This is a genomic window from Pseudoalteromonas sp. CO325X, assembly GCF_004208955.1.
In the GTDB taxonomy this organism is placed as follows: Bacteria; Pseudomonadota; Gammaproteobacteria; order Enterobacterales; family Alteromonadaceae; genus Pseudoalteromonas; species Pseudoalteromonas ruthenica.
Window position 1 is genome coordinate 81,670 of sequence record NZ_SGPG01000017.1, and the last position, 15,747, is coordinate 97,416.

Sequence of the window (15,747 nt, forward strand, 5' to 3'; positions counted from 1 at the left end):
AGAAATAAAGTACTTTAAAAAAGCAGCATAAATTTGATCTTCAACTAGCATTAAAGTGATAGCAACAACAATTATAAGGAATCACCGTGCGCATAAATAAAACCATGATTGATGAAATGGAGCTGTTGGCAAAGTTTCCACGTGCTAGCCACATGCAGGGCATAAAGGTACACAGTGATGCTGATGCAACGTTGCGTGATGCCGCGCAGCGATTGTTCGATAAAGGCATCACCGATAGTCCCGATGGGGGTTATTTAACCGATTTAGGTCTCGACTTAGTGAAACATTTAGACACTCTCTACGCGGCATTAAGCTCAAAAGCCGGGTAATGGCCTGTAATAGCACGCGTGAGTGTCGCCGCTGTAAGCTGCAAGCATCACAACAGTTGACGAGGTGATCATGGTGCACACTCACTTGCCTGCTATTTTGCAGTTCTTTGATGATATCGAGCTGCCTTATCGCCTTGCGCCAGTGGCTGAAGAAAGCTTTCTTCCGGGTATCAATATTCATCAAGGGATATTAGTGATTGATAAAAAGCGCTTAGCCCATGAAGGAGATTTACTCCATGAAGCTGGGCACTTAGCGGTTACAGACCGGCATCACCGCGCCACACTCAGCGGTGATGTTAAAAAATGGGGGCACCAAGGCGGCGAAGAAATGGCGGCAATGGCGTGGTCGTGGGCTGCACTTCAAGCGATAGGTCTGCCGCCCAGTGTGGTGTTTCACGAACACGGCTATCGCGGCGCTGCCGCTAACTTAATTACTGCCTTTAGCACTAACCCAGGCCCGGGTGTGCCGCTACTTTATAGTTGGTTTATGTGTCTTGCACCCGAGCAACTACAGGGGTTTCCCGTTATGCAACAGTGGTTTCGCGATGACGCTTATACCCACAGGCAATTAGCACTGTTATAAACTTGGTGAGTAAGCCAGGCGTTACTTTGGCAGTCGAACACCACATTGATGCGGTCTTCAGTACTGCGGTTGTGCACGCTATGTGTCATGTTGGCATTGAGATACCAAAGCTCTCCGCACTGCATCGGCACACGATGATCAGCTACGTTGAATATAAGGTGCTCGTCGCTACGCAATGGCAAGTGTAATCTGGCCTCGCCGAATTCCAGTGCGAGCCCTGGGTCTTGATGGGGTTTTATTTCCGCGCCGGCTCGTAAGCGCATGAGTCGCACAGCTTTTACCGGACAAGGCAGACTCGCCAACACCTCAACAAGCGCATGACTGTTTTGTAATAACGGTAAGTTGGTCCAATGTTCGCCTTGGTCAATACTAAAGCTTTGTAAGATCTCATGGGCGCTTTTATGGTGGGCTTGGCAACGTAACGGAACAACATCCCACTGGCCCTGATAATGTTGGGTATTTACATGAGGAACCCAAGGCAGAGTTGTTAACTCAGGCAATGAATTGAGAATTTCCAACGGCGAAAAACAGAGCGCGAGCTGCGCAAATGCGGCTACTTGGCCGTTGAGTTGATGATTCTGACACATAGTAAAAAAAGCCGAAAAAGCATGCCATTAGTACAACACCCTCAAAATTATTAACCATTACGGGTCATTACAGCGCCTTACTAGCCGAGCGCTGATATTTTCGCTAAGTTACTGGCTGATATCAGCCATTTATTATCGTGATGACCCCAGTTTTAGTGAGTGCCTGCTTGTTGGGTAGTAAAGTGCGTTATAACGCCACCTGCGTAAGTGCACAGTGCGAAAATATGCAATGGCTGCGTAGCTATTGTCATATCATGCCATTGTGCCCAGAGGTTGCTGCGGGCTTGCCGACTCCTAGAGTGGCAGCAGAAATTGTAGGGGGTGATGGCGATGATGTGCTCGCAGGACGGGCTAAAATAGTGACCGCAGATGGTGAGGATGTCACAGCGGTATTTTTGCAAGGCGCTCGCCAGGCACTCGCATTGTGCAAACAGCACGACATTCGCTATGCGGTGTTAACAGAATCGAGCCCTTCCTGTGGTAGCAATACCATTTACAATGGCGAGTTTAGTGCTCGCAAGGTGCCGGGGCAAGGGGTCGTGAGTGCACTGCTACGAGCAAATCACGTGAGTGTGTTTAGCCAACATACCTTAAAACAATTGCGAATACAGCTCAGTGATTAAGAAGTCACCATTGAATGCTTGCCTTGGAGCTAACTCTAAGTAGTATGCTAGGTGAAAGTTTGTTCACTTTTAAGAGCGTCCATGACCTTTAGTCAAGCCATTAGGTTTAGTGTGTTACGTGAGTTGGTGTATGCACGCCAAGCCCAGCATGCCAACGACCCCAATAAACAGTTTTTTCATTTGCAAAATGCCCATGTATTGGGGCAAGAGTCCACCTATTGGCATACCTATGTGCATATGTTAATGCTCCGTTGGGCGTGGTGTAACCGCGTTTTACCAGAGTTTACGGGGCAACTTGTGCGGATTCTCGGAGCCGCCAGCAAAACCGCATTGGGCTGGGTGCCTAGGGGGAACACCGGTGGCGCTAATGTCAGCCCATTTAAAGTGATGCCCATCCCTGCAAATTACGCTCAAACTATCGCCAACGCTAAAAAGAGGGTCGCAACATGGGAGCAATAAGTTTGTCATTGCGCGCGATTACTAAAGGCAACTATGAGGCCGTATGTGATCTTGATGTAAGTGAGCAGCAACAAGATTATGTGGCCTGTAATATGTGGTCCTTAGTTGAAGCGCAGTTTAATAGCGGCTATAGCACCCGGGCAATTTACTTGGGTGAGCAGCCCATCGGGTTCTTTATGTGGGTTCAGGAAAGCACACACAAAGTCTCAATTTGGCGGTTCATGATTGACGAGCGCTATCAGCGCCAAGGGTATGGCCGTTATGCCTTAACCTTGGCCATTGCCGAAATTAAAGAGCAGCCACAGATCACCGAAATTGAAATTTGCTATAACCCCTCCAACCCTGTTGCGAAAGAGTTTTACAGCCAATTTGGGTTCATTGAACAGGGCATGGATGACGATGAAGAAGACATGTTGGCCCTGTTGTATATAGAAAACCAAACTCCCTGGCACTAGCTATCTGCTAGCTACCAGATGAGTAGCGCAGAGCCGCTTTAATCTGCCCATAGGAATTAGCCCATCACTGAATCGGTTGGTCGCGGTAAGTCATATTTATCATACAAGTGTTTTGTTACTTTGTATCATTTGCTATGATATAACAAATTCTATTTGGGTGATGTTATGAAGTATCCACTTTCGCTTTTAGTGCTGGCTTTGCCGAGTTGGGCATTTGCACAGCAAAACAATGATATAGAAACGATTACCGTTGAGCACAAGCAAGCTTTTCGCGGTGATATTCCCGCACAAGAGTTGCCACAATCAATTACCACACTGGGCAAAGACTTAATCACTGATAACGGCATTACACGTTTTCGTGATGTTCTTGATTTCTCTGCCAGTATCTCGCGCAAAAATAATGGTGGCGCGCTGTGGGATAGCTATTCGATTCGTGGCCTGTCGGGCAACGAAAATATGCCCTCGGGCTATCTCATCAATGGTTTTAGTGGTGGCCGAGGCTTTGCTGGGCCGAGAGATGTATCAAATATTGAATATATTGAGGTACTTAAAGGGCCAGGCTCGGCATTATATGGGCGCTCAGAGCCGGGTGGTACAGTTAATATTATTACTAAAAAGCCACAGTTTTATCAGCAAGGACAGTTACAAGCTGAAATAGGCAGTGACAATCACACGCGTGTGCAAGGAGATTACACCAACGCAGTTAACGACGATGTTGCTTTTCGTATCAATGGGGCTTGGCAAGACAGTGATAGTTATCGTGATTATGTACACCATGAAAAGTTCGCAATTACGCCGTCTCTGTACTACCAAGTGGGGGATGACTCTTCACTGACCTATGAGTTTGAGTATGTTGATCAGCAGCAAATGTATGATCGCGGTATTGTAGTTTTAAATGGCGATATTGAAACCCTGCCTGAGTCGCGATTTTTAGGAAACCCTAACGATGCGCCTACCAAGGTACATTCGCGCGGCCACCAGCTGCAATATCATAACGATTTAAATAGCGATTGGTCACTGCTTGTCGGTGCTAGTTATCGAACGGGTACATTAACGGGTTATTCTTCAGATGCGGAATTGTCGCCGTCAAGACAGTCTGTCTACGATGATGGGCGTACCCTCACGCGTCAGCATCGTTATCGCGATTATAAGTCTGATGATCTCTCGGCACGTATCGAGCTAAGCGGCCACTTTGAGGTTGTCGGCACTACTAACCATGTGCTGATCGGTGTGGATGGTTATGACTATGAGTTGCGCACCGGCCTATATCGCTATCGGGGTGGCTACGGCACCTATACCCTAGATATATTCGAGCCTGATTATAACTCTATGCCGGGCCCAGATGTGAGCATGCAATATGAGAATAATGAACAGCAGGATGCCTATGGTATCTATCTACAAGATCAGCTCGACCTAGGTGATTCGCTCAAAGTGATGCTCGGGCTCAGATTTGATGAAATAGCCCAAGATATTTTCGAAACCAAGTCTGGGGTGGCTTCAAAAAGCACTAAAAATCGTATAAGCCCGCGCTTTGGGGTGGTTTACGACGTTAATAGCGCTGTGAATTTATATGCCAGCTATTCAGAAGGCTTTTTACCGCTCAGTGGCACCGATGCCAACGGCAAGCCGTTTGGCTTTGAGGAAAGTGACTCGTTTGAGGTTGGAGTAAAATTTAGTATCGAACACCTTAGCGGTACGCTGGCGTGGTTTGATGCGACCAAGAGTAACATGCTGGTGTCCGATCCAATCAATGTCGGTTACTCAGCGCCGGTCGGCGAGGCGAATAGCCGAGGCGTTGAGCTTGATTTATCCGGCTCGTTCGGTAGTAACACTGATTACACCTTGTCTTATGCCTATGTTGATGCGAAAACGGCCAACGATGTAATTAACGCTGACTGGTTAGTACCGATACCCAAAGGCAGCCCGCTGGTAAACGTACCCAAGCATAATGTTTCTGTGGCTATAAACCATGCCCTGACACTGTGGCAGCAAGACATAAAAGTAGGGGCTCATTACAAGTATAACTCCGACCGCCTGGGCGACCCCGCCGATCTCAGCTTTCGTATTCCCAGCTACCAACTTGTTGGTCTATACGCAAAATGGTTTGCATCGAAGCAGCTATCGGTGGCGCTGAATGTCGATAACATTTTTAATGAGCACTATATTGCCAGTAGTTACAATGCTATGTGGGCATATCCGGGTGCGCCAACACAGTTTAAGCTGAGTGTCGGTTATGACTTCTGAGCAGCTAAAGAAGCGTATTCATAGCATTGATATTATGCGCGGAGTGGTGATTCTGCTGATGCTGGTGGATCACGTGCGTGAGCGTTTCTTTTTACACATGCAAGTGAGCGACCCTATGGTCATAGAAACGACTTCGCCGGGGTTATTCTGGAGTCGTTTCGCCGCTCATTTTTGCGCGCCTGCATTTATCTTTTTAACTGGCATGTCGGCGTGGTTATATCAGCACGCTAGGCAAGGCCAACCACGCAGTGCCACCGGTTTTTTGCTCAAACGTGGGCTTTTTATTATAGCCCTTGAAGTAACCCTGATTAGCTACTCGTGGATGGGCAGTTACCACACCCTATGGCTACAGGTTATGTGGGCGATTGGCCTGTGTATGCTGGTGCTGGCGATATTGCACAAGCTACCTATGCCGGTGTTACTGACCTTAGGTTTAACCATTGTATTTACTCATAACATGCTCACCCCTATCGAGTTTAATGAAAATGAGTGGGGGTATACGCTGTGGCGTATTTTGCATGATCGTGGCTACATCTTGGAAACAAGTTGGCTCAATGTGAAGGTTAGCTATCCGGTGCTACCATGGATTGGCGTAATCTTACTTGGTTATTGTGCCGGACCGCTGTATGGCAAAGGCATCGCGAAGCCACGACGTCAGGCTTGGCTATTAGGGCTTGCGTTAATCTGTGTATTGCTCTTTGCTTTGTTACGCGGTGGCAATATTTATGGTGAAACATTGCCTTGGCATTCTTTCGACTCGGCGATGCAAACGACCATGTCGATTTTCAATATCACTAAGTACCCCCCCTCTTTGAGCTTTTTACTCATTACTCTGGCGGGTATGTTTGTCGGCCTTTATGTCTTTGAAAAGCCGCTGGGAAGCGTTACCAACATGCTGCGTACCTTTGGTTCGGTACCCATGTTCTTTTACGTCGTCCATTTGTATGTGTTACTGGCATTGTACCAAGCTGCTTATTGGTTGGTGGGAAATAACCAGGGCGAGTATGTGGGGGTTAATCACATCGCTTGGATATGGCTTATCGCTGTGCTGCTTGCCGTGGCTCTTTACTTGCCTGTGAAGTGGTTTAGCGATTACAAGCGCACTCATCATCAGTGGTGGCTAAAGTATCTATAACATTAGGCCACAGCATTGCTGTGGCTTTGTTAACTGAGCATGAGCTTGATAAATAACACGGTGGCCAGTAACAGTAGTAACCCATTCATCACCCGCACAAAACGCTGGGCGTCGAACTTTTGCCGAATTTTGACCCCCAGCCAATTACCTACTAGCGCCAAAGGGGAGAAAGCCAGGGCGAGCAGCAGGATATCGAGGGTTAACAACCCTTGGCTGCTAAAGGCAATCAGTTTTACGCCATTCATCAGTGCAAACAGGGCAGCGGCGGTGGCAATATAGTGGTGGGGCGGCAGTGCTTTAGCATTAAAGTACATAATCAGTGGTGGGCCGCCGGCATGAACCAAGGTGCTGGCGAGACCAGAGAGCAGGCCCATCGCTTTCGCTCCCCAATGACTGGCCAACAACGCATAACGAGTATTCGCAAAAAATAGGCTGCGAATGGCAAAACCTGCACTAAAAGTGGCGATAGCCGCGCTTAACCAGCGCCCATCGATCTCAGTAATGAGCCACTGCGCGACAATTACACCCACTATCACCGCAGGTAATAGCTGGGTAATTAAATCCCCCCGCCACTGACGCCAGTAGCTTTTTAAGCTCAATACATCAGCAACAATTAAAATTGGCAGCATCAGGGCGATAGCATCCACCGCTGGCATTACCAGCAGTAACAGAGGCACAGCAAACACCCCGAGGGCGCCAGCAAATCCGGATTTGGAAATGCCGGTCAGCACCACGACCAAAGCGATAACAGTAAGAGTCAGTAAGGTCATTAAGGCAGCTCGAAATACAATGCTTCTAGCGCGCTTTCAGCCTGTAGCTCTATACTTTGCTCGCGCTCCAAGGCAAATCCATCGCCGCTGGAAAAATGCGCGCCATCGGCTGTTAATGCACCTTTGACAATATGCACATAGCCAAGGTTGGCACCGCTTTGTAAGCGAAACTTTTGCTGCGCGGTGAGCATCAGCCGCGATAAGCGCGTTTGCTGGTTAATGCTTAGGGTGTTGCCTTCACCTTGCGGCGTCACTAGCGGGGTCATCGCCCCCTGCTGAGGTATGCGCCGTTGCTCATAACTGGGGGTGATCCCTTTAAACTTTGGCAGAATCCAAATTTGTAGGAAATGCGCATGTTCGCTTTGCGAGGCGTTATATTCGCTGTGCATAATGCCGCTGCCAGCACTCATTCGTTGTACTTCGCCGGCGGTGAGGGTAAAAGTGTTGCCCTGGCTATCTTGATGGGTTAAAGCGCCCTCAATGACATAGGAAATGATTTCCATATCGCGGTGGCCATGGGTGGCAAAGCCTTGGCCCGGTTCCACCTTATCCTCGTTAATAACGCGTAAGGTGGACAGGCCCATATGCTGGGGGTCATAGTAATGGCCGAATGAAAAGCTATGCTGGCTTTGCAACCAACCCAGATTAACCTGACCTCGCTGCTCAGCGCGACGAATATAGTTCATAGTAGACTCCAAAAGTATGTTGATAGAGCCAGTTTAAGAGCATACAAGAGTGAATAAAATGAGTTAAAAAAGTACTTAGCGTTCGTTTTTAACGAATGTATTGCTTAAGGCCTCGGGCTTATTCGTCTGCCATCAGTCGGTAGCGCAGCTCACCAATAAATGTACGCGCGGCGGGGCCGAGATTATCGCCATCTTTAAAGAGCAGATATAACAACGCCGTACGGGTGTCTGCGCCGGCAATATTAAGCGCCTTAAGGGTGCCCTGCTCAAGCTGCTCGGTAATAGCGATGCGGGGCAGCCAGGCAAAGCCCAACCCTTTGCTGATCATATTGATAGAGGTGTGTAAATGGCTGACCGTCCAGCGCTGCTCAGCGCCGAGCCAACCGGAGCTTTGCTGCGCATTTAGCGCTGAATCGCGCACCACGATTTGCCGATGTGCTTTGAGATCTTCAAAGGTGAGGGCGCGGGGGATTTGCTGTAACGCGTGCTGCGGATGCGCAACCGCGATAAACTCAAAGTGGCCAAGCTCCTCACAAAAATCATCACTGGCCAATGGCGAGATGGCGATATCCACTTTATTGTCTTGCAGTAGTTCGTTGGCACCGGCTAATACCGATTCAAACAGTTCAATGCGCAGCAGCGGGAACTGGCTGCTGGTGGCTTCAAGCACACCGAATAGCAGCTCTTTGGGGAGTAACTCGTCAACGGCAATACGCAATTGTGATTCAATGCCTTCACCTAGAGTATGGCCCATGGCTTCGACCTTGGCGGCCTCATCAAGCAGGTACTGAGCGCGGCGCAGCATCATATTACCGGCCTCGGTCAGGGTGGTTTTACGGCCATGCACGGTAAATAGCTTCACGCCTAAAGCGGCCTCTATTTTTGCCACGGCATTATGGATACTGGACTGGCTTTTATGCACGCCTGCGGCCGCTTGGTTGAAGCCGCCATATTCCACCACGGCGCGAAACATGCGCCACTGTTCTAACGTTATTCTTAACACTTAACAATCACCATTATCACAGGTATTGAGTTTCTGCTGTGCTTGCTTATCTTGCGCTAACACATGTTTTAAATCGTCCATACGCTGGCGTACCGCGACACCATAACTGTGATCATCGCCCCATAACTCAGCCAATTGCAATAGCGATTCCCGATCATGGTTGCGAAACAGCTCACCGGCGCGTTGTGCATCGGGCGCGCTATTTCCTAGTAGTTGCAGTGACTCAACGGCAAGGTTAATGGCGGAGTCGACTGTTTCACGATTAAAGGCATCAATATCGGCACCAATCAGTTGGTAAGCATGGCGTCTATCACGTGCGCGAGCGACCAATTTCAGGTGCGGATAATGTTTTTTCGCCAGTTCGATAATGGCCAAGGTTTTATCGGCATCATCAATGGCAATAACGAGCATTTGCGCATGTTCAGCACCCGCAGCATCGAGTAATTCTTTGCGGCCCGCATCGCCGTAGAAAACTTGCGTACCAAAGCGTCGCAACAACTCGATTTGGCTAGGGCTATGGTCTAGCACGGTAATATCGTAGCCTTGAGCGCTGAGTAAGCGCCCTATGACCTGGCCAAAGCGACCATAGCCAGCGATGATCACATTTTTGCTGGCCGCGATGTGTTCGGGTTTATCATAGGCCGGTGTATTATTGCTATTGCTACGACGTTGTAAGCGTTCATAAAGGATCAGTAAAAGGGGGGCCATCAACATCGAAATGGCCACCACCAAGGTCACTAGATTGACTTGCTCGGTGGTTAAGATTTGTAGTGATGAAGAAGTGGTCAGCAACACAAAAGCAAATTCGCCCCCTTGAGCGAGCGCCAGGGTAAATAGCAGCTTGTGACCACTTGCGAGCTTAAATATATGGGCAAGGGCAAATAGAATCACTGCCTTAACGGTGATTAGTATCAACACCATTAGCAACACGTCGGCGAAGTTGTCGGCCAACAAGGCAAAGTCGATATTGGCGCCAACGGCAACAAAAAATAGCCCCAATAATAACCCCTTAAAGGGTTCGATATCGGCTTCTAACTCATGACGAAAGTCACTCTCTGCCAGTACCACGCCCGCGAGAAAGGTGCCTAACGCAGGGGACAGCCCCACCAGCTGCATAAGCAAAGCGATCGCCACCACTAAGAACAGCGCAAACACAGTGAAGATTTCGCGCATACGGGTTTCCGCTATAAACCTAAACAGCGGTGCGGATACATACTTGCCGGCGAGAATAATTGCGGCAATAAGAGTGGTGGAAATACCTACTTGCGCCAGTACTGGCAAGTCTTCAATAAGGTTACTGTGGGCCGTTGCCGCAGACGTGGGCGCAAACGCCAACAGTGGCAGCAGGGCGAGCATGGGTATAACGGCGATATCCTGAAATAACAGCACCGAAAATGCGTTTTGTCCCGCCTCAATACGCAACCAGCCTTTTTCTTCGAGCGATTGTAAGACGATGGCGGTGGATGACAGCGCCAGCATCAAGCCAATGGCTAATGCGCTTTGCCAAGGTAATGGCAACAGCCAGTAACACAGGGCAAACAGCACTGCCGCCGTTAAGGTGACTTGTAAGCCACCCAGGCCGAGAATGGCATGACGCATGCGCCAAAGCCGTGCCGGGTGTAGTTCTAGACCGACGAGAAAGAGCATCATCACTACGCCAAATTCGGCAAAGTGCATCACCTCGGTTTGATCGCCGACCAAGCCCAAGGCATAGGGACCAATCAGGATACCGGCGAGCAGATAACCTAATACCGAGCCCAAACCAAGGCGTTTAGCAAGCGGCACAGCAATAATCGCTGCTCCCAAATAAATAAGGGCCATCAATAACATAGGTTATCCTACTCAATCAGGGTTAGGCCACTTAGAGTGGCGGAACTACAAACTAATTACAACGGTATAAACTCGTTATCGTCTCTGGGAATATCGGCAAAGAGGCGTTGTTGCCAATCCGATTTAGCTTGCTCGATGCGCTCGCGGCTGTAAGCAACAAAATTCCAGTGCAAATAAGGCGCTTTGTTAAAGGCATTGCCACCGAGCAGAATAAAGCGACAGTCACTTTGGCATATGAGTTCGGTGTCCCCCCTTGTAGAAGCACAAACTGATGAGCTGTTGCAGTGATCTCGCCTACTTCGACAGCGCCAAAAATAACGTAGATGGCCGCTTCTTGCAGCGGGTTAGGATGCGCAATACGGCTATGAGCCGTGGCGATAATATCGAGGTAAAACAGCGGTGAGTAGGTTTTTACCGGGGAACTCATAGCAAAGGCATCGCCAGCAATAAGACGCATGGTGACCCCATCAACAATACGCTGTGGCAAGGCGGCCTTATTGATATGTGTAAAACTAGGTTCAATTTCACATAAAGTTGGCGGTAGCGCGACCCAGCATTGTAAGCCATTTATATCGTGGTGACTGGCTCGGACTTCTATCGACTCGCGTTCAGAATGGACGATACCGCGCCCTGCGGTCATCCAATTAACATCGCCAGGGCTTATCTCAACGTGATTTCCTAGCGAGTCGTGATGTAACAAGCTGCCAGTAAATAAGTAGGTGAGGGTAGAGAGACCTATGTGTGGGTGCGGGCGAACATTCACACCTTGTCCCGGTGCAAAGGTGGTGGGGCCCATATGGTCAAAGAAGATAAAGGGGCCAACCATTTTCTTTTCTAGGTGCGGCAGTATCCGCTTGACCGTGAGGCCGCCAATATCGTGCTGCGTTGCTTCTAGTATTTTTGCCATAGTATATGGGGTGAGCCAGCGCTTTGGCACTGGCTCTGTGCTCTTAACTGCGGTCTTTAAGTAATAGTTGATCTAGGCTGTATTTTCCTGCGCCACTAGCTGCGAGAGCTAAAAAGCCGCCGGCAATGGCGATATTTTTATAAAACATCAAAAACTGTGTTTGCTCACCCAAGTCAAAGTGGAATAGCAAGGCGCTGACGATACTAAAAATGGCGAAGGCCAGTGCGGTTAAGCGGGTAAGTAGACCTAGTACCACCATTGCGCCGCCAATCACCTCAAGAGCAATAACTAAAGGCAGTAAGACGCCGGGTACACCCATTGTTGCCATGTACTGGGCGGTAGCATCGTAAAACTCAACCTTACTGAGTCCTGTAAGTATAAACAGCGCCGCTAAGGCAAAACGAGCAAGTAGCTTGGTCATGTTGTTAAAGGCTTCGGTGTGGGTGATGTTAATGATATTCATGGTTCTCTCCTCGATAAAAGTGTGCCACCGCAGTGGCGATGTAATCACTATAGGTTTAACCTGAGAGAATGGAAATTAGTTAAATTGCGCTATTTCGTTCGTTTTAAAAGAATGAAATGACGTAAACGTTCAAGTGTTCCACTGTGGCGCGCTGTAAGCTGATAGTGATTATTCATAGGAGGAACTAACCATGCTATCTCAGCAGCAGCTTTATCAACTATTACCACAACTCCCTGAAGCATTGATGGCGATGACCGAATCCGCAGAGCATCAACTTGAACCAGAGTTAATACATATGGTGCGTTTGCGCGTATCGGCTATTAATGGCTGCCGCTTTTGTATTGCCATGCATACTCGTGAAGCCCAGCAAAGCAATATTACTGAGGCGACGATAGCTGCATTGCTAAACTCGCCAGCGGCATCAACTTTTACAGCGGCTCAATGGGCGGCGCTGCAATGGGCTGAGGCATTAACCTCACTTACGAGGCATGAATCGCTGGAGGCTGATATACAAAGGCTGCAAGCGCATTACCGTGAAGAGCAAATAGTGGCTTTATGCGCAGTTATTATTCAAATTAACGGCTGGAATCGAGTGGCCATCGGCTTTGACTTTTAGTGAGGGCAAGCAGCTTAGCTAAAACTGGCTGCTACAGTCATACTCAGGTAGCGGCGCGTCTTGATGGCGTAGCTGTGGGTGACGAGTGTGCAACTGCTGGTATAGTGCTGGGTTTTTGCGGGCGATGAGTGCCAACATACTACGGTGCCAGGGTGTAAGCGGAGGCTGATAGGTCATCACCTCATCGAGTACCTGCAAGCTCGGTGCTTGGCCCGCGAATAGCTCAATGCCCTGTAGGCTCAGGGCAAGCGGATCCATCGCGGTTATGCCTTGATGGTAGGGGACGCCAGCGGCCACTAATTGCGTTAGTAGCTCGGTATCGTAGTGGCTAATCGCATAATACAGTAGCGAATGTCCGTGACTATCGAATCGCGGCAAATACTCCCGTAGTTGCGGGAGCGTCAAACCTGCGGGTAAGCGCACGTAGTCCAGCTGGGATTGACCCAGTTGTGAGCTCTGCAGTCGTGTGAATGACTGTGCCCCGACGCGGCTCAGTGAGGCGTAAAATAGATCTCGGCGTAACGCTTCGGTGAGTGGTTGCTGATATAACGATGCTAAGGCGGCCTCTAACCCCTCTCTGCGCAGCACCTTTAAATAAGCTTTTGCAGCTTGACTGTGATGAACGGTACGCTCGGCGTTGCGCGCTTGGTTGCGGGTGTAACACTCGTAAAGTTGCACGGAGCGAGCATTCAACGCGGCCAAATCAACGTCGTCTTCGTAACTCACCTGTGCCAGAGCATGCGCTAACCCGAGCGGTTGCCAGTCAGTACGAAACTCTCTCAGTAAACTAGGGCATTGGCTTAAACGGCTCTTCAATTGTTGGCTTATAACCAGTTGCTGGTCGGCGCGCTGCTGCAGTTGCTGAATCAGCGGCTGAGCAAGGTCCAAGTGCAAAGCATCTCTTTGCCATAGGCTGTCAAAATCGAGTTGGTGATGGGTATATATTTGCTGTATACGCTCAGCGGTCAACTTAAAGCGACGCCCCTGCGCTTCAATAATGTCGCCCTTTTCGTTGTAGATAAATGCTGCTCTAGCCCCTCGGCTGGTCAATAACTCAATCACCTCGACATAGTCCGGCCAACGAGACTGTGGAGCGTTACTCAACCCCCATATTGCCCACTCTAATGTGGAAGGCAGATAATTGTCGTCACTCAGCGCGGCCCCTTTGTTTAATAGGGCTTTAACCACCTCTATTCGTCCTGCTCTGGCGGCTAAATCAATTAACCGCAAGGCATCAGCATAATCTTGTGATACGACGAGGTTAATATCATCAAAGTGCTTAATAACGGTGACAATCTGCGCATCTAAAATGTCAATATTACTAATTAGCCAGGCTATATCGTCGACATATAACTGTTGCCCTGGCGCGAGGGAGAATGAAGGATGAGCTAACTTTTCCAGTAGCCAAGGTTGTGGAGAGTGCGGCTGAACGAGTAGCTCCGTTGCGGTATTTTCACTGAATTGTTGGCTTGCAGTCGCGATTCGCTGCGCCATTTGCGTATTGGCTTTTAATTGTTGATAGCGCCATGTTGTTGCATGGCTTGGCCCGAGAAAGTGCGCGATAGCGAGAGTGACTTGATCTAAGGAGTACCCTTGGCGTAATAGGGCCTGGTAGTTCAAAGTGGTGAAATACCTGAGTCGTTGATTTTCATACTGGGCCAATTCGTTGGTGCATTGATGGATGCTGGGCTTCGCTAGTGAAGTAGACGCATCACTGAGTGATAGCACTGGCTCTTTATCAACCGTTAAGCTCGTTGAGCTTGTAACCCTTGGTGTGCTGGTTTCGTGCGTTTGTTGCTCAATTGGTAATAATTTCTGCCAAGCAAGCCACATCGCCGTAACAGTAATGAGCACAATGACGATGGGCTTGTGGCGCATAATTGATCGTGGCTAAGCGCAGGGCTTGGTAACCGACTTAGCGCATAAACCCTGGGCTTGTTCGTCGTTTTTACCGCCAATGCAATAATCGAAGCGTAAAGCCATAGGCAGATCCTCGCTACTTTCTCTGGATGGCAATTGCCAATTGCGAATGTACCCGCGTGTTGCTTTACGAAGCTCCCGAGCATGACGCTGTGGCTGGCGAGCAATGACCTCGATATTTTTAGGCTTGCCTTCAGGGCTTATATCAAAGCCTACGACTGCACAGCCAGTAATTCCATCCCGCGCTAGTTCAATAGGGTAGCGGGGGGTATTTATGGTATCAAGTGGCTGCCAAAGCTGCTCCCCGTCTTGGCTTACTAGGTAGTGCACTTTCACATCGGCGTGAATCACCTCTTTGGCTTCAACCTAAGCACTGGCTGCCAGCGCCAGTATCAGTGGTATGGTTTTAAGCATAATACATCCTTGTTTACAGTAATAAAAAATGGCGGTGCGAAACACCTTCCTTAGCTAGCTTAAAGTTTAAGCGAGAACATGTGAAGAGGATGACTAAAATTTATTCATTAGCCAGGCCATAAGGCAACACCCACCTAGGAATAGCACAGCGCTTACAACGGCAATGATGGTGCGAGTGCGGTGTGCAGCTTGTTGAGGATAGCTTGGGCAATAAGCTAAATAGGCCAATACCAAGGCTTCCGTTGCCGTAACTATCGCAACAGCCCACGTCGGGGCAGAGGAGTGCATCATAAAATACAGGCCTATACTCATTCCTATCGCGGCGAGCCACTTGGCTTTATGTGGCACTACTTTATGGCTCTGCCAGTTGTATAAAATTGGCCCGAAGCGCGCGTGATTGAGTAGCCATTCTTCCAAGCGTTGTGAGGAATGAGTGAAACATGCCAAGGCAAGAATAAAGAAAATGGTGGTGGGCATCACTGGCAGCGCAATACCAATGACACCGAGGCCAACAAAACCCAGCCCCAGGCCTTGTAAGCAGTAGTTTTTATAGCGAATAAGCATATTCGTTGATTTATTTTTATTGCTCACTTCAAGCCTAAGTCAATCAGGTCGATGGTTTACTGATTCTGTCAACCAGCCGGGCGGACGTCGTCTAAGGTACATAAATAGTGGTTAATTGTATATTTCAAAATACTGAATTAAAGCACTAGCACCTGACAA

The 15,747-nt window shown here is 48.9% G+C and carries 17 protein-coding genes and 2 pseudogenes; 8 read left to right on the forward strand and 11 right to left on the reverse strand.

The genetic code is table 11. The features are described from left to right. Window positions 1-86 precede the first annotated feature (86 nt). Both EXT46_RS08700 and EXT46_RS08705 read left to right on the forward strand, forming a co-directional pair. A complete protein-coding gene (locus EXT46_RS08700) occupies window positions 87-329 on the forward strand; it encodes a TIGR02647 family protein (protein WP_022944921.1) in 243 nt (80 codons plus the stop codon). A gap of 70 nt (window positions 330-399) precedes the next feature. After that, entirely contained in the window at window positions 400-912 is a 513-nt protein-coding gene (locus EXT46_RS08705) for a hypothetical protein (protein WP_130146713.1), read from the forward strand. On the opposite strand, the gene EXT46_RS08710 is transcribed toward EXT46_RS08705, so the two are convergent. Further along, window positions 882-1,499: an aspartyl/asparaginyl beta-hydroxylase domain-containing protein gene (locus EXT46_RS08710; protein WP_130146716.1), complete on the reverse strand. Its 618-nt coding sequence runs from the start codon at window positions 1,497-1,499 to the stop codon at window positions 882-884. The two genes, EXT46_RS08705 and EXT46_RS08710, sit on opposite strands and share 31 nt — an antisense overlap. Window positions 1,500-1,639: 140 nt before the next feature. Between EXT46_RS08710 and EXT46_RS08715 the strand changes: the two genes are divergently transcribed. From EXT46_RS08715 to EXT46_RS08735, 5 genes are all read left to right on the forward strand, one after another. Beyond that, a complete protein-coding gene (locus tag EXT46_RS08715; RefSeq protein WP_130146837.1) occupies window positions 1,640-2,122 on the forward strand; it encodes a DUF523 domain-containing protein in 483 nt (160 codons plus the stop codon). 81 nt (window positions 2,123-2,203) lie between these two features. Continuing rightward, on the forward strand, window positions 2,204-2,581 hold the full coding sequence (locus EXT46_RS08720; RefSeq protein ID WP_130146718.1) for a DUF3703 domain-containing protein: 378 nt from the start codon (window positions 2,204-2,206) through the stop codon (window positions 2,579-2,581). Continuing rightward, window positions 2,578-3,036 (forward strand): GNAT family N-acetyltransferase, encoded by a 459-nt coding sequence (locus tag EXT46_RS08725; protein WP_130146839.1) that lies wholly within the window; start codon window positions 2,578-2,580, stop codon window positions 3,034-3,036. The genes EXT46_RS08720 and EXT46_RS08725 overlap by 4 nt, the downstream gene beginning before the upstream one ends. Window positions 3,037-3,201: 165 nt before the next feature. Further along, the gene (locus tag EXT46_RS08730) at window positions 3,202-5,280 is read left to right on the forward strand and encodes a TonB-dependent siderophore receptor (protein WP_130146720.1); all 2,079 of its coding nucleotides are present in this window, start codon (window positions 3,202-3,204) and stop codon (window positions 5,278-5,280) included. Then, window positions 5,270-6,415 carry a heparan-alpha-glucosaminide N-acetyltransferase domain-containing protein gene (locus tag EXT46_RS08735; RefSeq protein WP_130146722.1) on the forward strand — a complete coding sequence of 382 codons (1,146 nt, stop codon included), beginning with the start codon at window positions 5,270-5,272 and terminating at the stop codon, window positions 6,413-6,415. The genes EXT46_RS08730 and EXT46_RS08735 overlap by 11 nt, the downstream gene beginning before the upstream one ends. Before the next feature lie 29 nt (window positions 6,416-6,444). Here the strand turns inward: EXT46_RS08735 and EXT46_RS08740 are convergent, their stop codons facing one another. The 7 genes and pseudogenes from EXT46_RS08740 to EXT46_RS08765 all read right to left on the reverse strand — a co-directional run bounded on the left by EXT46_RS08740 (window position 6,445) and on the right by EXT46_RS08765 (window position 12,074). Further along, entirely contained in the window at window positions 6,445-7,185 is a 741-nt protein-coding gene (locus EXT46_RS08740; protein ID WP_130146724.1) for a sulfite exporter TauE/SafE family protein, read from the reverse strand. After that, on the reverse strand, window positions 7,185-7,871 hold the full coding sequence (locus EXT46_RS08745; protein ID WP_130146726.1) for a pirin family protein: 687 nt from the start codon (window positions 7,869-7,871) through the stop codon (window positions 7,185-7,187). Before EXT46_RS08745 ends, EXT46_RS08740 begins: the two co-directional genes overlap by 1 nt. A 118-nt stretch (window positions 7,872-7,989) precedes the next feature. Further along, window positions 7,990-8,874, reverse strand: a complete 885-nt coding sequence (locus EXT46_RS08750) for a LysR family transcriptional regulator (protein ID WP_130146728.1) — start codon at window positions 8,872-8,874, stop codon at window positions 7,990-7,992. Continuing rightward, window positions 8,875-10,704, reverse strand: coding sequence for a monovalent cation:proton antiporter-2 (CPA2) family protein (locus tag EXT46_RS08755; protein ID WP_130146730.1), 1,830 nt, complete (start codon window positions 10,702-10,704; stop codon window positions 8,875-8,877). A gap of 56 nt (window positions 10,705-10,760) precedes the next feature. Next, window positions 10,761-10,940 (reverse strand): pirin-like C-terminal cupin domain-containing protein, encoded by a 180-nt coding sequence (locus EXT46_RS19020; protein WP_346428463.1) that lies wholly within the window; start codon window positions 10,938-10,940, stop codon window positions 10,761-10,763. Window positions 10,941-11,311: 371 nt separating this feature from the next. Then, window positions 11,312-11,611, reverse strand: a pseudogene (locus EXT46_RS19125) (pirin family protein); the annotation flags it as partial. Between the two features lie 43 nt (window positions 11,612-11,654). Then, window positions 11,655-12,074: a DoxX family protein gene (locus EXT46_RS08765; protein WP_130146732.1), complete on the reverse strand. Its 420-nt coding sequence runs from the start codon at window positions 12,072-12,074 to the stop codon at window positions 11,655-11,657. A gap of 190 nt (window positions 12,075-12,264) precedes the next feature. On the opposite strand from EXT46_RS08765, the gene EXT46_RS08770 reads away from it, so the two are divergent. Further along, on the forward strand, window positions 12,265-12,690 hold the full coding sequence (locus tag EXT46_RS08770; protein ID WP_130146734.1) for a carboxymuconolactone decarboxylase family protein: 426 nt from the start codon (window positions 12,265-12,267) through the stop codon (window positions 12,688-12,690). Window positions 12,691-12,708: 18 nt separating this feature from the next. Here EXT46_RS08770 and EXT46_RS08775 read toward each other — a convergent pair whose 3' ends face one another. The 3 genes and pseudogenes from EXT46_RS08775 to EXT46_RS08785 all read right to left on the reverse strand — a co-directional run. Beyond that, complete coding sequence (locus tag EXT46_RS08775) at window positions 12,709-14,568, reverse strand: hypothetical protein (RefSeq protein ID WP_130146736.1); 1,860 nt, start codon at window positions 14,566-14,568, stop codon at window positions 12,709-12,711. Between the two features lie 12 nt (window positions 14,569-14,580). After that, a complete protein-coding gene (locus EXT46_RS08780) occupies window positions 14,581-14,961 on the reverse strand; it encodes an energy transducer TonB (RefSeq protein WP_130146738.1) in 381 nt (126 codons plus the stop codon). A gap of 279 nt (window positions 14,962-15,240) precedes the next feature. Beyond that, window positions 15,241-15,588 (reverse strand): annotated as a pseudogene (locus tag EXT46_RS08785) (YbaN family protein); the annotation flags it as partial. Between the last annotated feature and the right edge of the window lie 159 nt (window positions 15,589-15,747).